Origin of the sequence: Pectobacterium versatile (genome assembly GCF_003932035.1) — a bacterium.
Taxonomy (GTDB): Bacteria; Pseudomonadota; Gammaproteobacteria; order Enterobacterales; family Enterobacteriaceae; genus Pectobacterium; species Pectobacterium versatile.
The window spans coordinates 3,062,936-3,084,786 of record NZ_CP034276.1; the positions used below are offsets into that span (position 1 = coordinate 3,062,936).

At 45.6% G+C, this 21,851-nt stretch carries 17 protein-coding genes and 1 tRNA gene; 6 read left to right on the forward strand and 12 right to left on the reverse strand.

Features of this window, described 5'->3' with window-relative positions; genetic code table 11:
- Positions 1 to 152 precede the first annotated feature (152 nt).
- From betA to betI, 3 genes are all read right to left on the reverse strand, one after another.
- A complete protein-coding gene (gene betA / locus EIP93_RS13890) occupies positions 153 to 1,832 on the reverse strand; it encodes a choline dehydrogenase (protein ID WP_125232853.1) in 1,680 nt (559 codons plus the stop codon).
- A 19-nt stretch (positions 1,833 to 1,851) separates the two neighbouring features.
- Positions 1,852 to 3,324 (reverse strand): betaine-aldehyde dehydrogenase, encoded by a 1,473-nt coding sequence (gene betB / locus EIP93_RS13895; protein WP_125232854.1) that lies wholly within the window; start codon positions 3,322 to 3,324, stop codon positions 1,852 to 1,854.
- Positions 3,325 to 3,392: 68 nt separating this feature from the next.
- Positions 3,393 to 3,980, reverse strand: coding sequence for a transcriptional regulator BetI (gene betI / locus EIP93_RS13900; protein WP_039506015.1), 588 nt, complete (start codon positions 3,978 to 3,980; stop codon positions 3,393 to 3,395).
- Positions 3,981 to 4,337: 357 nt separating this feature from the next.
- On the opposite strand from betI, the gene EIP93_RS13905 reads away from it, so the two are divergent.
- From EIP93_RS13905 to EIP93_RS13915, 3 genes are all read left to right on the forward strand, one after another.
- Positions 4,338 to 6,371, forward strand: coding sequence for a choline transporter (locus EIP93_RS13905; RefSeq protein ID WP_103860368.1), 2,034 nt, complete (start codon positions 4,338 to 4,340; stop codon positions 6,369 to 6,371).
- 216 nt (positions 6,372 to 6,587) lie between these two features.
- On the forward strand, positions 6,588 to 7,226 hold the full coding sequence (locus EIP93_RS13910) for an RpiB/LacA/LacB family sugar-phosphate isomerase (RefSeq protein WP_010309836.1): 639 nt from the start codon (positions 6,588 to 6,590) through the stop codon (positions 7,224 to 7,226).
- A gap of 218 nt (positions 7,227 to 7,444) precedes the next feature.
- Positions 7,445 to 7,534, forward strand: a tRNA-Ser gene (locus tag EIP93_RS13915).
- Between the two features lie 85 nt (positions 7,535 to 7,619).
- Here the strand turns inward: EIP93_RS13915 and phoH are convergent.
- The 8 genes from phoH to EIP93_RS13955 form a co-directional block, all read right to left on the reverse strand.
- Positions 7,620 to 8,408, reverse strand: coding sequence for a phosphate starvation-inducible protein PhoH (gene phoH / locus EIP93_RS13920; protein ID WP_103860367.1), 789 nt, complete (start codon positions 8,406 to 8,408; stop codon positions 7,620 to 7,622).
- Between the two features lie 531 nt (positions 8,409 to 8,939).
- On the reverse strand, positions 8,940 to 9,455 hold the full coding sequence (fliZ, locus tag EIP93_RS13925) for a flagella biosynthesis regulatory protein FliZ (RefSeq protein WP_010306119.1): 516 nt from the start codon (positions 9,453 to 9,455) through the stop codon (positions 8,940 to 8,942).
- Between the two features lie 203 nt (positions 9,456 to 9,658).
- Entirely contained in the window at positions 9,659 to 10,381 is a 723-nt protein-coding gene (locus EIP93_RS13930) for an RNA polymerase sigma factor FliA (RefSeq protein ID WP_014915881.1), read from the reverse strand.
- A gap of 186 nt (positions 10,382 to 10,567) precedes the next feature.
- On the reverse strand, positions 10,568 to 11,134 hold the full coding sequence (locus EIP93_RS13935) for a hypothetical protein (protein WP_103971983.1): 567 nt from the start codon (positions 11,132 to 11,134) through the stop codon (positions 10,568 to 10,570).
- Positions 11,135 to 11,149: 15 nt separating this feature from the next.
- Positions 11,150 to 13,054 (reverse strand): flagellin N-terminal helical domain-containing protein, encoded by a 1,905-nt coding sequence (locus EIP93_RS13940; RefSeq protein ID WP_241229556.1) that lies wholly within the window; start codon positions 13,052 to 13,054, stop codon positions 11,150 to 11,152.
- Positions 13,055 to 13,176: 122 nt separating this feature from the next.
- Positions 13,177 to 14,343 carry a nucleotide sugar dehydrogenase gene (locus EIP93_RS13945; RefSeq protein WP_125232856.1) on the reverse strand — a complete coding sequence of 389 codons (1,167 nt, stop codon included), beginning with the start codon at positions 14,341 to 14,343 and terminating at the stop codon, positions 13,177 to 13,179.
- A gap of 75 nt (positions 14,344 to 14,418) precedes the next feature.
- Positions 14,419 to 17,733, reverse strand: a complete 3,315-nt coding sequence (locus EIP93_RS13950; protein WP_125232857.1) for an O-linked N-acetylglucosamine transferase, SPINDLY family protein — start codon at positions 17,731 to 17,733, stop codon at positions 14,419 to 14,421.
- A gap of 167 nt (positions 17,734 to 17,900) precedes the next feature.
- Positions 17,901 to 18,812 carry a flagellin N-terminal helical domain-containing protein gene (locus EIP93_RS13955; protein WP_125232858.1) on the reverse strand — a complete coding sequence of 304 codons (912 nt, stop codon included), beginning with the start codon at positions 18,810 to 18,812 and terminating at the stop codon, positions 17,901 to 17,903.
- 275 nt (positions 18,813 to 19,087) lie between these two features.
- On the opposite strand from EIP93_RS13955, the gene fliD reads away from it, so the two are divergent.
- The 3 genes from fliD to fliT are packed head-to-tail and all read left to right on the forward strand — an operon-like array spanning position 19,088 to position 21,302.
- Positions 19,088 to 20,506 carry a flagellar filament capping protein FliD gene (gene fliD / locus EIP93_RS13960; RefSeq protein WP_125232859.1) on the forward strand — a complete coding sequence of 473 codons (1,419 nt, stop codon included), beginning with the start codon at positions 19,088 to 19,090 and terminating at the stop codon, positions 20,504 to 20,506.
- A 17-nt stretch (positions 20,507 to 20,523) separates the two neighbouring features.
- Positions 20,524 to 20,931 (forward strand): flagellar export chaperone FliS, encoded by a 408-nt coding sequence (fliS, locus tag EIP93_RS13965; protein ID WP_125232860.1) that lies wholly within the window; start codon positions 20,524 to 20,526, stop codon positions 20,929 to 20,931.
- 2 nt (positions 20,932 to 20,933) lie between these two features.
- Entirely contained in the window at positions 20,934 to 21,302 is a 369-nt protein-coding gene (gene fliT, locus EIP93_RS13970) for a flagella biosynthesis regulatory protein FliT (RefSeq protein ID WP_125232861.1), read from the forward strand.
- Between the two features lie 149 nt (positions 21,303 to 21,451).
- On the opposite strand, the gene fliE is transcribed toward fliT, so the two are convergent.
- Entirely contained in the window at positions 21,452 to 21,766 is a 315-nt protein-coding gene (gene fliE / locus EIP93_RS13975; RefSeq protein WP_103860358.1) for a flagellar hook-basal body complex protein FliE, read from the reverse strand.
- Positions 21,767 to 21,851 lie beyond the last annotated feature (85 nt).

Genomic DNA, 21,851 nt, shown 5'->3' on the forward strand with positions numbered 1-21,851 from the left:
CCTCAAGGAAAAGTGACATCACTGATGGCGATGTCACTCATAGTAATGGTGCGGAAGGCGTTTGTTTGTCAGATTGTGTATAGCAATGAAAAGTATGGACCGCACTGTCTCTACGGTCCATCTGGGCGATCCATCTTGCTATGCAGGAAACGTCACGACGCTGACTTCAGCGGTGCTTTTCTCACTGGGGTATTTCCGGAAACATAGTAGCGAGCCTTGCTACGCGGCAGCGGCTGGCGCCGGCGGATTCGGTCGGCAATTTTCTCGGCAATCATGATGGTTGTCGCATTCAGGTTACCGGTAATAATTTGCGGCATGATGGAAGCATCCACCACGCGTAGCCCTTCCATACCGTGAACCCGGCCTTGCCCATCAACCACCGCCATCTCATCCTCACCCATCTTACAGGAGCAGGAGGGATGGAATGCCGTCTCGGCGTGATTGCGGATAAACTCGTCCAGTTCCTCATCAGTCTGAACCTCCAGCCCAGGGCTGATCTCTCGTCCACGGTATTTATCCAGCGCAGGCTGCGCCATGATTTCACGCGTAATGCGGATCGCGTCGCGAAATTCCTGCCAATCTTGGTCCGTAGACATATAGTTGAACAAGATGCTCGGGTGCTCGCGGGCGTCTTTGGATCGCACCTGTACACGCCCCCGACTAAGTGAACGCATGGAGCCAACGTGCGCCTGAAATCCGTGCTCTTTCACCGCATTACTGCCGTTGTAATTAATCGCGACGGGCAGGAAGTGGTACTGAATATTCGGCCAGGCGAACTCATCCCGACTACGAATAAAGCCACCCGCTTCGAACTGGTTACTAGCCCCAACACCAGTGCCGTTGAACAACCATTCCGCGCCGATTTTTGGCTGATTAAACCACTGCAACGCCGGATACAGCGATACTGGCTCTTTACAGGCATACTGCAAATACATTTCCAGATGGTCCTGCAAGTTCTCACCGACGCCGGGCAAATCGTGCACCACGGCAATATCAAGACGCTGAAGCAAGTTTTTCGGCCCCACGCCGGAACGTTGCAGGATTTGCGGCGAAGCAATAGCGCCGGCACACAGCAGCACCTCACGGCGTGCCTTCGCCGTCTGCGCACTTTCCCCTTTAAAGTAAGCCACGCCAACGGCACGTTTTCCGTCGAAGAGAATCTTGTCGGTTAAGGCATGCGTCACAATGGTCAGATTCTTACGGCTTTTCGCCTGATCCAAATAACCTCTCGCGGTACTGGCGCGACGCCCTTTCGGCGTGACGGTTCTGTCCATCGGACCAAAGCCTTCCTGCTGATAGCCGTTAAGATCGTCTGTTCGCGGATAACCCGCCTGCACACCCGCTTCAACCATCGCGTGAAACAGTTCGTTGTTTCCCATCTTCGGCGTTGTCACCGAAACAGGACCGCTTGCGCCATGATAGTCATTCGATCCCACATCCCGCGTTTCCGCTTTGCGGAAATACGGCAGGCAGTCAAGGTAACTCCAGTCTTCCAGACCCGGCATGGTCGCCCAGTTATCAAAATCCATCGCATTGCCACGGATGTAGCACATGCCGTTAATCAGCGATGAACCACCCAGCCCTTTGCCGCGGCCACATTCCATGCGTCGATTATTCATGTGAGGTTCTGGGTCGGTTTCATAAGCCCAGTTATAGCGCTTCCCCTGCAATGGGAAAGCCAATGCCGCAGGCATTTGCGTGCGAAAATCCAGCCGATAGTCCGGGCCGCCCGCCTCAAGCAGTAGCACGCTTACGTCGCTTTCTTCTGTTAACCGCGTTGCCAGCACATTGCCGGCGGAACCGGCTCCGATAATGATGTAATCATATTCCATTAGGCTTTCTCCCCTTCGTTTAAAATACCGAGCGGAATTCACCCAGTTCAACCTGTACAGATTTAATTTGCGTATAGTATTCCAATGTTGTTATGCCGTTTTCACGTCCGACACCCGAATGTTTGTAGCCGCCCACAGGCATTTCAGCCGGAGACTCACCCCAGGTGTTGATCCAGCAAATTCCTGCCTCAAGCTGATGAATCACCCGATGTGCCCGATTCAGATCGCGGGTCACGATGCCAGCCGCCAGTCCATACTCGCTCTCATTGGCGCGGCAGATAACCTCATCCTCATTCTGATACGTCAGAATACTCATGACCGGGCCAAAGATTTCCTCGCGCACAATCTTCATGTCGTCCCGGCAGTCCGTGAACACCGTCGGGGCAACGAATGCACCTTGCGCATACTTATCGTCAGTCATCGGTTCGCCGCCCACCAGCACGCGGGCACCTTCACGCTTACCGCTTTCGATATAGCGCAGTACGGATTCTCTGTGCGGGAAGCTGACCAGCGGACCAAAATTCACCTGCTCGTCTGTCGGGTCACCGATACGGATGCGCTGAACGCGCGCCAGAATTTTTTCCTCAAACTGTGCCTGCAATGCCTGCGGGATAAAGACACGTGTACCGTTAGTACACACCTGACCGGCGCTGAAGAAATTCGCCATCATGGCGATATCCGCTGCTTTATCCAGATCGGCATCATCAAAAATGATCAGCGGCGATTTTCCGCCTAGCTCCATCGTGACATCTTTCAGCGTCGAGCCTGCGGCATTGGCCATTACCGTTTTCCCGCTGGCGATCCCCCCGGTGAAAGAAATTTTGGCAATGCCCGGATGTGTGGTCAGCGCCTGACCAACGGATTTCCCCGACCCCGTCAGCACGTTGAATACGCCAGCCGGTAACCCAGCCTCGGTATAGATTTCCGCCAGCTTCAGCGCGGTGAGCGACGTGACTTCGCTGGGTTTGAAGATCATCGCATTGCCTGCCGCCAGCGCAGGGGCCGATTTCCACAATGCGATCTGAATAGGATAATTCCAAGCACCGATACCCGCGACCACGCCAAGCGGTTCACGACGGGTATAGACGAATGAGGTACCGCGCAGGGGGATCTGCTGCCCTTCCAGCATAGGAATCAGCCCCGCGTAGTACTCCAAAACATCCGCGCCGGTCACGATATCGACAGTGCGTGTTTCCGAGAGTGGCTTGCCAGTATCGTGCGTTTCGAGTAACGCGAGTTCATCGTTGCGCTCACGCAGGATATCCACGGCGCGGCGTAAAATGCGTGAACGTTCCATCGCCGTCATCGCCGCCCATACTTTCTGCCCTGTGGTTGCGGCATTGACTGCACGGTCAACATCCGCGGCAGTGGCCGACTGAATGTGGGCAATGATCTCGCCATTGGCGGGGTTCACCGCATCAAACGTCTCGTCACCCGTGCTATCGACATAAGTGCCGTTGATATAAAGCTGTTGTAAACCGTAGTGAGGCATAAACTCTCCTGTCTGATGGCTGCCCAAACACAGGTTCCAGGCAGTGAAGGCAAAATGATAAAGAAGGATTACGCGCGGGCGAGCTGCTGCTCAATATAGGCGTAGGTAATGCCCAGCGCTTCTTCGCGGTTGAAGGCGTCATGGCTTAGCGCACCACGCAGCCATAGTCCATCGATCAGACCTGCCAGCCCTTTTGCCGCAATACGCGCGTTGTCCTTCGACAAGCAGCGGCTGAATTCGACACACAGGTTGGAGTAAAGCCGCCGATCGTTAACCTGCTGTAGCCGATGGAGCATGGGGGAATGCAGGCTACTGGCCCAGAACGCCAGCCAGGTTTTCATCGCTGCGCTATTCGTCTGGCTATCATCAAAATTCCCCTGAACAATCGCCCGCAAACGTGCGCGAGGCGTATTTTCTGCCAGGTTCAGCAGCCTTGATCTCACCGCCAGCCCCAGATGACTAATCAGATAGCGCATCGTCGCTTCCAGTAAGCCATTTTTATCGCGGAAGTAATGACTGATGATCCCATTCGACACTCCCGCACGTCGGGCAATCTGTACGATTGAGGCATCATGCATCCCCACATCGTTAATCGCGGCCAGCGTCGCTTCAATGAGTTGCTGCCGTCTGATGGGCTGCATTCCGACTTTAGGCACCGCATTTCCCCTTCATTTTCTTCCCTTCATTTTTGCGTGATGAATCACGGTAAAAGACACTGGCTCATGATCCGATTTGTCTCATTAAACTTTTTTTTGATTGAACGTTCAATAAAAAATGAATATCTTTTATTGCTGAAAGGTTAAAAATCTGTATCAATTATCATGAAAATCGGTGTGAGTTCAGACGATAACTCCACCTTAAAAAGAATAATTTCTTTTTTGTTCTGATGATAATCTTCAACGGAAAGCGTACTCAGCGGATGTCCTGCGCCGTGTCTTTGGTATGATATGCGCTAAGCGCGCTTCGTGGAGAGAGGAGTCGGAGTACCTATTCACGCAACGCAAGGGATAACCATGCCAGCCTCAGAAACCATCACTCAACGGGATCGCCTGAATCCTGTCGTGTTCTACACATCAGCGGGATTAATCCTGACCTTCTCGCTGATGACCATGTTGTTTAACAAAGAAGCCAATGACTGGATTACCCACGCACTTAACTGGGTTTCCGCCACATTTGGTTGGTACTACCTGCTAGCCGCCACGCTCTACATCGTTTTCGTCATCTTCATCGCGTCGTCTCGATTTGGCTCTATCAAGCTCGGGCCAGAACAGTCGAAGCCTGAATTTAGTCTGATGAGCTGGGCGGCAATGCTGTTTGCAGCGGGGATTGGTATCGATTTAATGTTCTTTTCCGTTGCGGAGCCGATCACGCAATATATGATGCCACCGGAAGGACAAGGCCAGACGATAGAAGCGGCACGGCAGGCCATGGTCTGGACGCTGTTTCACTACGGGTTAACCGGCTGGTCAATGTACGCGCTGATGGGCATTGCTCTGGGCTATTTCAGCTACCGGTATAACTTGCCGCTGACGATTCGCTCTGCCCTGTACCCTATCTTTGGTAAACGTATTAATGGCCCGATTGGCCACAGCGTTGATATCGCGGCCGTACTCGGAACCATCTTCGGTATCGCGACTACGCTGGGCATCGGCGTCGTTCAGTTGAACTACGGGCTGAAAGTCCTGTTCCAGATCCCAGAGAATCTCACCGTTCAGGCCTCGCTCATCCTGCTTTCCGTAATCATGGCGACGGTCTCCGTGACGTCCGGTGTCAATCGCGGTATTCGCTTCCTCTCCGAGCTTAACGTCCTGCTCGCACTGGGCTTGATTCTTTTTCTGCTCTTCTGGGGCGATACCGAATTTCTGCTAAACGCGTTAGTGCTCAACGTGGGGGATTACATCAATCGCTTTACCGGCATGACACTTAACAGCTTTGCCTTTGATCGTCCGACAGAATGGATGAATAGCTGGACGCTGTTCTTCTGGGCATGGTGGGTCGCATGGGCACCGTTTGTCGGACTGTTTCTGGCACGTATCTCACGCGGCAGAACGATTCGACAGTTCGTCGTCGGCACGCTGATCATTCCGTTTGTCTTTACGCTACTGTGGCTCTCCATTTTTGGCAACAGCGCGCTTTATCAGGTGCTCCACGGTAATCTGGATTTTGCCAATGAAGTCATGCAGCACCCGGAGCGCGGATTCTACAGCCTGCTGGCGCAGTACCCTGGCTTCAGCCTAAGCGCCTCTGTCGCGACGATTACCGGCTTACTGTTTTATGTCACCTCTGCCGATTCCGGCTCGCTGGTACTGGGCAACTTCACCTCTCGCCTTGGCGACATCAACAATGATGCGCCAAACTGGCTGCGAATTTTCTGGTCAGTCGCCATTGGCCTGCTAACGTTGGGGATGCTGATGACAAACGGTGTTTCCGCATTACAGAACACCACCGTTATTATGGGATTACCGTTTAGCTTTGTGATGTTCTTTATTATGGCGGGATTGTATAAATCACTGCGGGTTGAGGATTATCGTAAAGCCAGCTCCTTACAAACATCGGCACCGATGCCAATCTCCGGCGACGACCGCCTGAACTGGAAGCAACGCCTCTCACGCGTCATGAATTTCCCCGGCACAACGCATACGCAAAAAATGCTGGATAACGTCTGTAAAGCCGCCATGGATGATGTCGCGCGTGAACTGCGCCTGCGAGGTGCCAGCGTTGAAGTCAACGACTTGCCACCTGTCGAAGATGAACGCCTGAACCATCTCGAACTGTTGGTTGATTTGGGTGATGAACAGAACTTTCTTTACCAAATTTGGCCACAGCGCTATAGCGTCCCGGCGTTTACCTACCGCGCCCGCTCGGGTAAATCAGATTATTACCGCCTTGAAACCTTCCTGCTGGAAGGAAGCCAGGGGAATGATCTGATGGATTACAGCAAAGAACAGGTGATTAACGACATTTTGGATCAGTACGAACGACACCTGAATTTTCTTCATCTTAATCGAGAGGCACCGGGCAATACGCTGACCTTCCCTGACGCATAATCCCCTACGCTATGGCGCTGAAATACAGCGCCATTTTTCAATATGTTATGCATTTACCCCCCTTTTTCTTTCATCCTCTTTTTCCTGAATCTATGTGCTGTGCCGCATTCTTTGCTTCGACGATTTGCGCTTTATTTTTGAAACGGTATACTGCTCACATCAATTTGAAATACAGTTTTAAAAAATGTATTTGTCCGTCACAGAAAAGGAACGAACATGAAAATTGCACTGATTAACGAGAACAGCCAAGCTGCCAAAAACGCCATCATCGCCGAGTCTCTGACCAAAGCGGTTGCACCGTTGGGCCACACTGTACACAACTACGGCCAATACGCCGTTGAAGATGCAGCGCAGCTGACCTACATCCAGAACGGTATTTTGGCAGCTATCCTGCTGAACTCCGGCGCGGCTGATTTCGTTGTGACCGGTTGCGGTACTGGCCAGGGCGCAATGCTGGCTTGTAACTCTTTCCCAGGCGTAATCTGCGGTCTGGTTGTTGACCCATCTGATGCTTACCTGTTCTCTCAGATCAACAACGGTAACGCCGTATCTGTTCCTTACGCTAAAGGCTTCGGCTGGGGCGCTGAACTGAACCTGGAAAACCTGTTTACCCAGCTGTTCAAAGAAGAAGGCGGCCGTGGCTATCCGAGCGATCGCGTTGTTCCTCAACAACGTAACAAGAAAATCCTGGATGCCGTAAAAGCAGTGACCTACAACGATCTGATCACCATCCTGAAAGGCCTCGATCAGGATCTGGTTAAAGGCGCGATTGCTGGTCCTAAATTCCAAGAATACTTCTTCGCTAACAGCAAAGACGAAGCACTGACCAGTTACATCAAAACGCTGCTGGCGTAATCGTCCGATAGCTGACAAAAAACCACAGGCCATCATGGTCTGTGGTTTTTTTATGCCAATGATCAACTCGTTTTGCCTACATTTTAACGACACGGTTACGCAGACTATCCTTTACCGTTCAATGCTTAGCCATACGCACCGTTCGCGCTAAATACTGCTTGACCGAAGCTAGGCGACTCCCTATAGTAGCGCCCCGTTGCCCCTTGTAGGCAACCCCCGGTGAGGTGTCCGAGAGGCTGAAGGAGCACGCCTGGAAAGTGTGTATACGTGAAAACGTATCAAGGGTTCGAATCCCTTCCTCACCGCCATATAAAAGAAAACGCCGCTGATGCAAATCAGCGGCGTTTTTTATGCTGATGGCACAGAAACGTCCATTTCCATGCCACACAGACATCAGCCATAGGCATGGAGCGTACGCTGGCACAGCGCCGAACGCACACAGTCCTCTTTACCGAAAGAGACGACGCCAATCATGTCATCCTCAACAAAACGCTCCAGTGCATCGCGCAGGCCGGATTTAACTCCAGATGGCAAATCACACTGCGTCACATCACCATTGACGATAACCGTGACATTTTCGCCTAAACGCGTCAGGAACATTTTCATTTGGTTCACTGTTACGTTTTGCGCCTCATCCAGAATCACAACCGCATTTTCAAACGTCCGTCCGCGCATATACGCAAAAGGCGCAATTTCGACTTTGGCGATTTCCGGCCGCAAACAGTACTGCATGAAAGAGGCTCCCAGTCGACGCAAAAGTATGTCGTAAACCGGGCGGAAATAAGGCGCAAATTTCTCCGCAATATCTCCAGGTAAAAAGCCAAGATCTTCGTCAGCCTGTAATACTGGCCGCGTAACGATAATACGCTCAACCTCTTTATGGATTAGTGCCTCTGCCGCTTTCGCAGCGCTCAGATACGTTTTACCGCAGCCAGCTTCACCTGTGGCAAAAATCAACTGTTTATTTTCTATCGCAGACAAGTAATGTTCCTGGGCAGTTGTACGGGCTTGAATAACGGAATTATCACGATTTTCACGCGCCATTCCGATTGCTTCAATCCCGCCCATCTGTACTAGAGAAGTGACCGATTCTTCCTCACGCTGGCGATGACTACGCGAGTCACGACGAATAACGCGTTTAGCTTCACGACGAGCTTTGATCACTGCTTTTTGTCTTCCCATAGTGGCACCTTACAGTTTGTTTCACTTACCGCACTGTTCTACAGCGCGTGACGTTTAACTCACTAACGAGGTTAGGCTTCCTTATTAAGCCAATAGCGGACAGAGAATACGCATGATTCATCCACGAACTGAGTGAAAAACGGGCCGAGCATTCATGGATAGAAAAAGAAAATAAACGGAGAGTTTGGGTAAAAAGAGAATGGCGCAGTGTTGAAAATAAGTGGGAGGAAAATCCCTCGCATCGGCGAGTCAGCGGCTTAGAATCTTGGCATCGACTACAAAGTCCAGAAAAGGACATTACCATTCGCGTTCCTCACTGTGACAACGACTATTCCACTGAATAATGATTGATCGCATCGTAGAACTACTGCTAACCATTGCCTAAAAATTAGTGCCGAATGATTTCAGTAGTATGACAGTGCAATAATTTGCCTCTGCAATGCAAGCATTTTTTACACTGTCATAACATTTACGTATAGTCAGTATCCCATGATTTGGCAATGTCAGCCTGAGAACGACGCATGATGCACGTCAGAAATGCCGCTGCCAGTCCAGATATTGGTCGTATTTTCGTAAAGCGCTGCGGTATATATTTTGCTCAATGCCGGGAAGGTAGTCACATACGCGCTGCTGCACTCCATCACGGTGCCGGGAAAAGGTTTCTGCTGGATAATTATTGGCGGCCAGCAGCTCATCCAAGCGCCGCAAGCGAATGACATATTCGCGCATCGTGCTATGCCGGACTTCAGTCTGCTCAATCAGATACTGTGTGAAAGCTTTAATATCGAAATAGCTAGCAGTGGTATTGCATAATATTTCGCTACAAAAGCGGCAAAGTGGGATTAATTCCTGTTGCAGACCGGACCATATGTCATCATCGATAAGCCTGTCGATGCTGCCGATCGATTTTTTATTAATAAGCTGATTGCGAAATACCAGTGAAACGCGGTCGAGCTCTTTATCACACTGTGAACAGTTGGTTTGTCTGTGTTTGAAGTCTTTCAGATAACGGCTTAGGAGCTGTTTCTTCCGAATTGATGGGTGCATGAATCCATTCCATGACAATATATAGCTTCAATGTAAAGCGATAGCATCATTCATTACGCCAGAGAATCTGGTGTGCTAAAAACAGGTGACATTAATCATCTAAATACTGATGTAAGGCGCGCATCAATATTCAAACATTGTCATGGCCTGCTGCTTCAGTGACTGAAGATATACTTTGATAACAGTATTCCTACGCAGCGCAATTAAACATCGTTCATTAATTTCACGCGCAGGCGCTTTATCGCCTGGCTATGCAACTGACTGACTCTCGACTCTCCGACTTCAAGAACGGCACCGATCTCTTTCAGGTTCAACTCTTCCTGATAGTAAAGCGTCAACACCAACTTCTCACGCTCTGGCAGGCTTTCAATCGCATCCATTACACGATGGCGCAAATTGCCTTCCATCAGTTGATGCAATGGGTTCGCATCTTCATTGCCTTCCAGTAACGCCTCTGCGCTGTCACCATGTTCTTCACGCCATTCATCGTAAGAGAAAAGCTGGCTGTTATTCGTATCCAGCAATATCTGACGATAATCTTCAAGCGTGATATTCAGGGTCTGCGCAACTTCCTGCTCCGTTGGAGTACGACCGAGCTGCTGTTCAGCCTGTTGCATTGCTTGTGCCACTTCCCGCGCATTACGCCGTACACTGCGTGGAGCCCAATCACGACTGCGTAATTCATCCAGCATCGAACCGCGAATTCGTTGGACAGCATAGGTGGTAAACGCCGTACCTTGTAACGAATCATAACGTTCAACTGCGCTTAACAAGCCGATACCACCAGCCTGTAGCAGATCGTCAAGTTCAACACTCGCGGGGAGACGAACCTGTAAACGCAAGGCTTCATGGCGCACTAGTGGTACATAGCGCTTCCAAAGGGAATTTTTATCCATTGTGCCTTCGGCGGTATACAAATCGCTCACAGTGACAAATACCTACGATGATAATGTTATCGACACTATTATGCTTTTAGGTAGGGTAGCCAATCGCCTGAATAGGGAGGTAAAAGGAGGGTTATTTGGGATACTGCCTGAGGGACTGCTCCCAAATTAGGTGAAAAACGTCGTATATTTCGTAAAATTAGCTGGGTATCGTTCTTTAATTGCGAATTAGCTACCCAAAGCATAAGTTACAGATTGGTAAGAGGATCTTATTAATCTGAAGCTTCCTGCTCCGACAATATGGTTGAGTACTTTTACGTCTTGTTCCGGCGACGTTTCCGTTGATAACGTACGGTGATAAAATGCAGAGTAGGCGACTAACCCCTCCCCCCAGGTGATGGTTCGGGTAGGTGCAACAATCGCGCTACAAAATGATTTATGATGTGTAAATAATTTTTCTGCCCCTTTCCCTACAGAGCAACTTGAAAAACAAAGGCAAACTCCCTTTAAATATGGCCATGCCAAGGTGTCAAAATCTGCCCATGATATTTCAGTGCCGTCAGTCAAAACAAACCCCTCATCCTCTCCATGCGCACTGATATGTACATATTTTATATGTTCTTTTTGTGCCAACTTCAGAGCCTTAACAAATAGCTCCTGATTGACCACCTCAATATATTTAGCATGAACACCCTGGAGCCTTAAAATTTGCTTTAACGTTTCACCTTCATAGCGGTCATCATAAATATCCTGTGCGCTACGTGATTCAATGATCAAAACCTCTTGTTTTTTCATAAGATAGATCCATTCTTATTTTAATAATGCCAACACCGTTTGTGGAATTTGATTAGCCTGCGCCAATACCGATATCGATGCCTGCTGCAGTATCTGTTGCTTGGTCATAACAGAAATTTCTTGTGCAAAATCCGTGTCTTCTATCCGTGAGCGTGATGCTGTCAGATTCATGCTGGTCTGTGTGTTATTTTGCACAACAGACTGTAAGCGATTTTCCAATGCCCCCAATTCTCCGCGCTTGGCATCCACTCTGGCGATAGCTTGGTCGATGACAGTTAAGGGATCGGACGGATTACGTAAACGCTGTGCGACATCGGCTTCGCGCAAGGTCAATATGGTCTGATTATTTTCGACATTAGTTGAGACGGAATAGGAAAGTGGATAGTATAAAACAACTTCTGCAGCGCCATTTACAGTTTGCAGCATATATTGTCCATTTTGATTACGTACTACTTTGGCTGTTTTATACGCATCTTCTCCACCGACAAACTCATCGAGATGAAAAACATAGTTTCCATCTTCATCTGCACGCATGACATCTGAATACGATCTACCCGCCAGATCGACATAATTAACCTGAACATTATTATTTTCAGGGTCAAGGTGTGCCACCGATGAACCACCCACATACGGCTGATCGCTGACTGAAATAATCTGGCTACGATCAGAGGTCACAGTAATTGAATTTTGAGTGCCCCCAGTCTTAATAGTCACATCAGCACGGTAGTAGGCATATTGCCCTGCACTAACCTGCTCTTCCACATAGTAATAATTTCCCAATCGAACCAACGCCATATTGGCATTGTTGGTTTCATCTGAACCATCCAGTGCCAGGCTATAATCAGCGCTCGCTTTGGATACAGAAGGTGCGTACCGCAACACATCAGAAATACTGCTCGTCATGTCATTTTTTGCTATTCTCGTGGTCGACTTAGCCTGAGCAGTGATCTTATTTTGATCGCCATGAACCGTTACTTCCGCTTCATAATAATACATACCATTATTGGTTTGATGCTGGATCCAATATTTTCCTCCAGAACTAACAACCCCTGCTTGATTCAAAAACAAGGTATTACCATTACTATCCAGATAGCGGGTACTAGAAATTGACTCACTTGCCGTATTAGCGACCACACCACTGCTGACGCCTAATCGGACATCATTCAAGCGGGTATCGGTATCATGGGCGGCACTGATCGACACATTCATCAACCTTCCACCTGTACCATCCAGTTGGACCAGATTGCTACCGCGCGAGGAACGCACCAGATTAGGATTATTGTCCGGCGGTATATAAGCAACTGTCGTGTATGTCGTATCATCTAAATTGATCTGGCTCGATACACCACTTAGCGAGGATACTGGCGTCACTTTCCCTGGGGTGCCCTGCACCGTCATATCCAGCAATCCCATTTCCTGCACGCTGAACCCTGGTGGGCCGAGATCGATATCCATTGTTTCATGGTCATAAACACCAACCTGTAGCGCTTTAGTGCCGCCACTACCATTCAGTAATGGAGTACCATTAAAAGAAGCCCATAGATTCAGGCGATCGATCTCTTTCAGGTTCAGATTAATTTCGGCCTGAATACTGTCACCCACATCACCCTCATTCGTACCGTTCAGCCCTTGAACCGTCAGTTCTCGAATACGTTGCAGACGGCTATTTATTTCATCAAGCACACCTTCTGCGGTCCGCAGCATCGACATTCCATCATTGGAATTACGCGCAGCTTGATTTAGTCCTCGGATATTGGCGGTGAAACGGTTGGCAATCGCTTGCCCAGCAGCATCATCTTTAGCGCTGTTGATACGGTAGCCGGAAGAAAGACGCTCTATTGCTGAGCTCAGTGAGGAGGAAGATTTATTGCTGTTCTTTTGAGCGTTGAGCGAAGGAAGATTGGTGCTGACCACTGCCATGATACGTCCTTGCATAAAATTTCACTTAAAATCTTTTGCAGTTATCGGCATCCAAAGTCAAAACTTTAGAAAAAATCGTTACGAAACAAAAAAATGATATAGGATTTGTTATCACATTGTTATTAATCACAACCAAAGATATCTCGCGTATAAACTTTATCTTGCACATCATTTAATTCACCAGACATTCGATTCGCCAGAATGACATCCGCGCATTGCTTAAACTCGACTAAATCATGAATAACAGGAGAATGGAAAAACGCTTCTTCCTGCATTGCAGGCTCATAAACGACAACATGTATACCCTTAGCTTTTATTCTTTTCATGACACCTTGAATAGCAGATGACCTAAAGTTATCTGACTCTGCTTTCATGACAAGTCGGTAAATTCCAACGATTTTAGGATTCATTTTTATGATCGAATCAGCAATGAAATCTTTACGAGTATGATTAGCACTCACAATAGCCTGAATAATATTATTGGGCACACTGACATAATTAGCTAATAATTGCTTAGTATCTTTAGGAAGACAATACCCCCCATAACCAAATGAGGGGTTATTGTAATGATTGCCAATACGAGGATCTAATCCAACTCCCTCGATAATTTGTTTGCTGTTTAATCCTAATGATTGAGCATAAGTATCTAATTCATTAAAATAGGCGATGCGCATTGCCAAATAAGTATTTGAAAAAAGCTTAATGGCTTCTGCCTCTGTAGACTCTGTAAACAACACAGAAATATCTTTTTCTATTGCTCCTTGCAATAGCAGATTTGCGAATTTTTCAGCACGTAAGGAACGTTCACCAACGATAATACGTGACGGGTGTAAATTATCATACAACGCTTTCCCTTCTCGCAAAAATTCCGGTGAAAAAATAATATTTTTTGTATTAAATTTTTCTCTGGCCTGCTGTGTATAACCAACAGGAACTGTCGATTTAATCACAATGACCGCGAGCGGATTTAAAAGTAACACCTGGTGTATCACTTCTTCAACGGAATGCGTGTTAAATCGATTAGTCTCAGGATCATAGTCTGTTGGCGTAGCGACTATAACAAAATCAGCACCCTTATATGCATCTCTTGCATCCAACGTTGCTGTAAAACTTAATGCTTTGTGTTGAAGAAAATCCTCAATATCACTATCAACAATAGGTGATTTTTTATCATTCAACATCGCGACTCTGTCAGCAACAATGTCAACCGCAACGACTTCGTTATGTTGTGCCAGAAGCATCGCATTTGATAATCCGACATATCCTGTTCCTGCGATAGCTATTTTCATGATGACCTTAATCTATATAAAAATTAACACCTAATTTTAGATCAAGGTACCTTATCAAGGTACCTTGATTAAAATTCACTGGGCAATATACTTATATTTTTCTAGAACTTCATTAAGTGATGATATATTAATATCATTTTTAATTTTAAAAGCCCCGGCGCTTTCTGCCATTTTTAATTTTTCTAAAAATTCCAAAACAATATGATAATCAGGTCTATTCCAGAAATCATGAATAAAAATCACCGAGTCTGCTATATTCTTCTTTTTCTCTAATATATGTTTTATTGCATTAAGGGTACAGGCAACACGAAAACGGCCATCAACGAGAATAAGATTAAACGTGCGGTCATGTTTCAAAATCGTTTCACTATAGTGTGGGAATTTTTCCCGATGAATATCATCAACAGGATACCCCCATGCTTTTGTCGGTCCAATATCAACGTATTCAACTTTACACAATGGGCCAACTTCTTTTTTTAGTGTTTCCACCCATACTTTATCACTTTCTACACCAAATACTTCTACGTTATTTCTAGCTGCAAGCTTTGTCGATCCTCCACTACCGAACTCAAAATAGCACGTTGCTTGTTTAAGATAATATTCAAACAATTGAGTTTCTTTTTCTGACATTCTAGGCATATCAGGAATAGTCATCTTCGGCAACGCTGAAGATGACCTGCCAGCATTTTTTTCGGTTATATTGCGATCATCAAGATAGCTTTTAGCCCTTTCTTTAGAATCGACCTGTAGTACTGAATAGGCAAACTCCTGCATCCGATAAGCGGTATGCAGAATAAATGCCAGTTTTTCACGCTGTTCTACTGTCAGTGCGTGCACACGAACATTATCTGGAAGATAAACTGCAACAGCAGAAATCATTTTTGATGACGGTAGCATTTTTTGGTCATCAATCACGGTAGGTTTAGCATATTCAATATCTTCTAACGAATGGAAAGAAAACCCGTATTGTGTCAAAAGAGAAGTAATATCGCTAAACAGCAATTGTTCTTGGTGAGTCTGAGAAAAAGTGATTTTTACTTGAACAACAAGGCAGTCAGAGAGAATACGCTTACCATGGATAATAGCTTTGCGAATATCATAACGATTATCCAAAATCAGCCAATCCAGATGGTCCAACCCATGAATATGATCAAGTTCTGAGGTTTGGGCAATTACCTCAGCAAGCACTCTACTTCCTCCCTCAGCGGATAAAGGAGCCAAGTCACTGCTGTATTCCGGTTCAAGACACATGTAAACAGGAGAAGATTCTCCATCGCCCAAGCCATGTAATTTTATATGTTGTATGCCTTTTTTACGCAACGGTAAATGACGTTCCTCTACTTCACCGAGCATATCCATAATAATAAAATGGAAAGCATCGGTAGCTGTTAAATTAATAAAATTTTTGTTCGTTGCCAGACTACCGCCGTGATCCATGGCGATTATTTTCCCCGACAATTGGAAACTAAAGCTATCTTGCTGCTTAGTATCAACCATATTTTCAACAATAGGATGTACCAATGTAATTGGTTGACTATCATCATGAAAATAAGGCATTGAGTCATTACTCAATGTCAATGCTTCTGGTTTCTTTCCTTCACAATATCTTTGCCATACCGCACGCATAGCATCAGAGAAATTTTTCGCAAAACGTTTACCATCACAAACAGGAGAAGCCAGCAATATATCGCGTAGATGTTGACGAATAACACTTAAACTATCTACATCGTTCGCCATCCCTACAGCGATATTAATATAGTTTTCCCAGTCATTAGCCACCAGTTCCGGCATACCTGCGTTGACCAGATGAGAAGCAGAATGGCGGCCAGCAAACGTAGGCCCCGGTAATGTAACCACTGGTACGCCCATAGCCATCGCTTCACATGTCGTTAATCCGCCGGAATATGGCCATGGATCGAGTGCGATATCAACATCATTATAGCTCGCCAGAAGTTCTCTATGTGGCGAAGAAGATTCTATTCTTATACGTTCCCGAGAAATCCCATGTATTTCTAAAACAGAATAAATTCGTTCACATAACTTCTCACTAGTATATTGAAAGCTTTTCAAAAATAAACGTGAATTGGGTACTGCATTTAATATTTTAGACCATTCAATAAGCAACACATCATTTACTTTAGTTGCATTATTAAAACAACCAAACACAATATACCCGTTTTTACCTACTGGTGATTTATTTACTGGAGGTAAATAGTGCGGAGGGTCATAGCAGATGTAATCATCAGGTAAACGAATTAACTTTTCAGTATAAAGATAATCAACACCAAGAGGAGTTTCAATATGGTCACTAAGTAAATAGTCGATTTCTTCAACACCCGTACTACTAATTAGTCCTCCGACCCATTTTATCTGTATAGGCGCTGGTTTCATCATCATAGTACGCATACGGCTATTGGAGTTATAGCCACACAAATCAAACAAAATATCTATTTCATCATGAATGATAATATTAGCTAAGTCTTTACCCGATAATTCGGCCACCATTCTCCATTGTGAGCAAATATTTTCTATTTTATTAGTAACCAAATCCTCTTCGCTATTTGTACTATAGGCATAAAATTCAATTTGCTCTTCCGGTATATGTGCAAGACCAAGTGTGATCATGTTTCCAACAGGATGCACCCTAAAACCATCCGATATCATGCCTATTCTAATTTTTCTATCAGAGGTAATATTTCTATTTCGGGGTTGAAATAGCTTACTAACAGGTCTAAATTTTGATTGCCATGCTTTACATAGCTCCAGTATTTGCTCTACCGTTTTTTCAGGAGAATAATGTGCATTGACAATTCTATTAAAAAATGAGGCTGGTTTATCTGTTGAAACCTCTTCCCCTCGTTTAAAAAAATCATCGGCTTCAATTAAAAAGCCAGTGTTCATTTTAAGCAACCCCAGATTACACCAGTGAGCATAGTTATCGGGTTCTGCTTGCAATAAGCGCCTCAAAACATTCTCTGCATCGTCATATTTATTAGCGCTCTGAAAAACCCTTGATTGTAAAGAGAGAAAATCGGATCTATTTGGTGTGAGCTTGAGCGCATATTCTAGTACATCTAGGGCTACTAAATTATCTTTATTGATATAGAGGAGTTCTGCTTTTACATATAACGCATCAGCATTGTCAGGCTGAATATCAAGAGATTTATTTATGTATTTTAAAGATTCAGCGTAGTTACCTAACTCTTTTTGCGCACGACTAGCGATCAAAAACAAGAGGTGATCACTTGAATCTTCAACTAAAAAATCGGAAATAATTTCAAAAGCCTTCTCAGGTTCAGAAGACAGTAAATGAACCGCTTGCTTCATGCTGTGAAGCTTTTGAGATTTTTTCCCATCGTACTGATTACGTCTTGCAGGTGTTTTTTTCATGGTTAGCACTTAATATTGTGGTTAGTTATCAGTGAGCAATACAATTGCTGTCAGCAGAAACAACACCTCTGTGAGAATGCAGCAATATCCAGAACTATAAATACAACAATGGCGGATTTTTAAATCCGCCATTAGAGCTATAAAACGCTTTCAGTAAAACTGATTGATTAACGCAGCAGTGACAGCACAGTCTGCGGAACCTGGTTAGCCTGAGACAATACAGAAGTACCAGCCTGTTGCAGAATCTGGTTTTTGCTCATGTTGGACACTTCAGTTGCGACATCAGCATCTTCAATACGACTACGCGCTGAGGTCAGGTTATTTACCGTGCTGTTCAGGTTAGTAATTGTAGATTCAAAACGGTTTTGAATCGCACCCAAACCACTACGTTGAGAGTCGACAGTTGCAATAGCTTTATCAATTTGTTCTAACAAACCAGCATCTACTGTAGCTTTAGCAGAGACAGCAGCACCGGTAGTAGTTGCAGCCACAGCAGCACTATAACTAGCCAGAATACCAACAGACGCAGCACCTGTTGATGCTTCAGTGATACCAGTCAAACGGGCATTTCCGGTAAACAGTGTTGTGGTATCAGTCTGCTTCAGTGAGATATCAATTTTCTCACCATCATTCGCACCGACCTGGATACCCAGAGTTTGATTAGAGTCAAGAACTTTGATGCCGTTGAATTGAGTCTGGTTAGATACACGGTTGATTTCTTTCAGACGGTCAACGACTTCGTTGTTGATAGAAACTAAATCATCACCAGAGTTAGACCCGTTATTCGCTTGAACGGTCAGTTCACGGATACGCTGCAGGTTGTTGTTGATTTCGTTCAATGCGCCTTCAGTGGTTTGCGCAATAGAGATACCGTCGTTAGCGTTACGTGAAGCCTGAGTCAGGCCTTTGATGTTAGCGGTAAAACGGTTAGCAATTGCCTGACCCGCAGCATCATCTTTAGCGCTGTTGATACGGAAGCCAGAAGACAAACGCTCGATAGCCGTACCCAGAGCAGACTGAGATTTGTTCAGGTTGTTTTGAGCCGTCAGAGACAGGCTGTTAGTATTGATGACTGCCATAATTGTATTCCTTATTATGCATTAAAGTCGATTTCGGGTCGGTTTAGAGTTCGGGCTATTGCCCACGGCTTTTATCACCGTCCTAACCTGTATCGGCGCGCTTGAACGAAGCTTTAATTATTTTTAGAAATTTATTTGCTGAGATGAAATATTGTGGTGAGTCGTGGATAAAACCATATCCGCATAGGCAATACATTAGCGCAATAATGCTAAACTTTCTTCTATAGCCGCCGATAAGCAGTTTATGACATCTGAAACCCATTAAAGGAATTATTATGGCTAGCATCAGCTTTACAGGCTCCACCAGTGGTTTTACTGATATCCTGAACCAGTTGACTTCGTTTGAGCAGACACGCATCACACCTGTCAATAATCAACAAAAAATCTACAAAAACCGTGACACAGCTTTTGACACGCTGAAAACGGCACTCACGAAGCTAGATGCCGCGAATGAAGCGCTGACTAAAGCGAACGAAATCAACAAAACTGCCATTAGTAGCGAAAACAAAGCTTTTAGCGCAACGTCTTCCGGCAAAGCAGTGGCTGGCATCTATAACGTAGAAGTGCAGAATCTTGCTACCGCACATTCCGTCATCTCCGCCAAAGAAACCAACAATAAAACTGCATTAGGTGATGGCGCAAGCACACGAACACTAACAATTAAGCAAGATGGGCAAGATAAACCACTAGAAATTAAATTGACACAAGAACAAACCTCGTTGGAAGGCATTCGTGATGCCATCAATAAAGCAAATGGTGATGTGGGTGCAAGTATCATCAAAGCTGATGACAATAGCTACTACCTCTCTATTACATCTAAAAGCACGGGTACTGATTCGCAGATGACGATCAGCGTCAGTGGTGACGACGGATTAAACCAAAAGCTAGCATATACAGCTGGAGGAGCCAGCAATGGCATGAAACAACAGACCGCCGCTGAGAATGCCATTATCCAGTTGAACAGTATTCAGGTTGTCCGCCAGAGTAATACGATTGATGATGCCATAGAAGGCGTAACGTTAAATTTAAAATCGAAAACTGCGCTTGATACTCCCGAAGCATTAACGCTCACTGGAGACAATGCGCCAATGCAGAAGGCGATTCAGGAATGGGCGGATGCTTATAATTCCCTGCAAACCACTATTGGCAACCTGACGAAGTTTACACCGACCGACCCCAATTCTGATGCACCAGATTCAAGCAATGGTGTTTTGCTCGGTAACAGCACGGTACGCAGCATTCAGACTAAATTGAAGATGCAAATCTCCAGTGCGCAAAGTGGAATGGATATCAGTACATTGAATGAAATGGGGATTAAACAAAACCCCACTGATGGAAAATTGGAAGTTGATAGCAGTAAGTTGCAGAAATCATTACAAGAAAGAAATGGCTCTGTGACAGAGTTTTTCGTCGGCGACGGTAAAACAACAGGCTTTGCGACACAAATCAATACTTATCTGGATTCTGTACTAAAAGTAACCTCTGGTGATGATAAAGGTTCGATTCAAATTGCCAAAGAGAGTATCGCTGCAACACAAAAATCGTTAACAAAGACCGAAGAACGAACCAAGCTAAGTATTGACGCGAATATTGCCCGTTACAAGGCTCAGTTTACTCAGTTAGATAAATTAGTATCGCAAATGAACGGCACCAGTGATTATCTGACATCGCAGTTGGCCGCACTTAATAAGTAATAATGAAGGACAGTAACATGTATAACAAAACTGGCAGCCAGGCCTATGCGCAAGTCGGTTTGGAAAGTGCGGTAATGAGCGCCAGTCCGCATCAGCTTATCGTGATGCTGTTCGATGGTGCGCGTAGCGCAATGGTACGGGCGCGTATTCTCCTCCAGCAGGGTGATATTCAGGGCAAAGGAATGGCTTTATCCAAAGCCATTGATATCATTACCAATGGCCTGAAAGTAGGGCTAGATATGGAAAAAGGTGGGGAGTTGGTTGAAAACCTATCTGCACTCTATGACTATATGACACAACGGTTGATGATCGCTAACCTTCACAATGATGTGAAGGTTATAGAGGAAGTGGAAGTCTTACTGGAAAACATTGCTGACGCTTGGCGTCAAATTGGTCCCAACTATCAGCCGTCGCAGGAAAAATAATCATGGGCAATCTCCATCAACTCCTAAAAGATTACCAACAACTTCAAACCCTCAGCCGAAGAATTCTTGGATTGGCATCCAATAAACAATGGGACGAATTAGTTGCACAGGAGATTGCTTATATTCAAGCAGTGGAAAAATTAAGTCAAACAGCAATTCCTGATAATATCGATAGTATAATGAAGTTACATTTTCGGAAAATACTTAACGAAATCGTTGAAAATGAATCACAAATTAAAGAGCTTTTACGCAAACGCATGGATGAGCTTAGTTCGTTAATGAAAGACTCTGTCACTCAAAAAAATATTAACAGCACTTACGGCGAATTCGCTGGACATCGATTTTTACCAGGAGATGTAGGGAATCCATAATTTTACCAATAATCGGCTACATATAGGCATTGTCATATAGATCTACAAATAGATAACACAGCAGAAAAAATTTTGCGCGCCTCAGTGCTAACCAACTGAAATAGCGCGCAATAGCTTTGTTCATTACAACTCAATGTTATGAGATAACATCAAACAGACATATTCATCACTTCCTGATACGCAGATACCAGCTTATTACGCACCTGAATGCCCATCTGCATTGAAATGGATGATTTCTGTAAATCCACCATCACATCATTCAATGCTACGCCTGGCACACCCAAGGTAAATTTTTCAGCCTGCGTACGAGCCGTCTGCTGCGTGTCGCTGATCTTATCGATCGCGGCTTTCAACTCACTGGCAAAACCAGGTTCTACCGATGGTCTGGCTATTGGCATATCAGCAGCTTGCAGAGCTTTGACCTGCATTTGCTGTAAAACGCCATCAATACCTTGAACTGACATAACACCTCACTACATCATACAGAGTAGACTACTTATGCATTTTCTATGACAGCATTACCCTATCACACAGCTTTTCAGATAAATC

What these genes read in the sequence shown, in the direction of transcription:
- phoH (WP_103860367.1), bottom strand. Translation starts at nt 8,408, where the DNA reads ATGGGAAGACAAAAAGCAGTGATCAAAGCTCGTCGTGAAGCTAAACGC.
- EIP93_RS13935 (WP_103971983.1), bottom strand. Translation starts at nt 11,134, where the DNA reads ATGAAAAAACAAGAGGTTTTGATCATTGAATCACGTAGCGCACAGGAT.
- EIP93_RS13905 (WP_103860368.1), top strand. Translation starts at nt 4,338, where the DNA reads ATGCCAGCCTCAGAAACCATCACTCAACGGGATCGCCTGAATCCTGTC.
- betA (WP_125232853.1), bottom strand. Translation starts at nt 1,832, where the DNA reads ATGGAATATGATTACATCATTATCGGAGCCGGTTCCGCCGGCAATGTG.
- fliT (WP_125232861.1), top strand. Translation starts at nt 20,934, where the DNA reads ATGGGCAATCTCCATCAACTCCTAAAAGATTACCAACAACTTCAAACC.
- EIP93_RS13910 (WP_010309836.1), top strand. Translation starts at nt 6,588, where the DNA reads ATGAAAATTGCACTGATTAACGAGAACAGCCAAGCTGCCAAAAACGCC.
- betB (WP_125232854.1), bottom strand. Translation starts at nt 3,324, where the DNA reads ATGCCTCACTACGGTTTACAACAGCTTTATATCAACGGCACTTATGTC.
- fliZ (WP_010306119.1), bottom strand. Translation starts at nt 9,455, where the DNA reads ATGCACCCATCAATTCGGAAGAAACAGCTCCTAAGCCGTTATCTGAAA.
- EIP93_RS13950 (WP_125232857.1), bottom strand. Translation starts at nt 17,733, where the DNA reads ATGAAAAAAACACCTGCAAGACGTAATCAGTACGATGGGAAAAAATCT.
- EIP93_RS13940 (WP_241229556.1), bottom strand. Translation starts at nt 13,054, where the DNA reads ATGGCAGTGGTCAGCACCAATCTTCCTTCGCTCAACGCTCAAAAGAAC.
- EIP93_RS13945 (WP_125232856.1), bottom strand. Translation starts at nt 14,343, where the DNA reads ATGAAAATAGCTATCGCAGGAACAGGATATGTCGGATTATCAAATGCG.
- fliS (WP_125232860.1), top strand. Translation starts at nt 20,524, where the DNA reads ATGTATAACAAAACTGGCAGCCAGGCCTATGCGCAAGTCGGTTTGGAA.
- EIP93_RS13955 (WP_125232858.1), bottom strand. Translation starts at nt 18,812, where the DNA reads ATGGCAGTCATCAATACTAACAGCCTGTCTCTGACGGCTCAAAACAAC.
- fliE (WP_103860358.1), bottom strand. Translation starts at nt 21,766, where the DNA reads ATGTCAGTTCAAGGTATTGATGGCGTTTTACAGCAAATGCAGGTCAAA.
- fliD (WP_125232859.1), top strand. Translation starts at nt 19,088, where the DNA reads ATGGCTAGCATCAGCTTTACAGGCTCCACCAGTGGTTTTACTGATATC.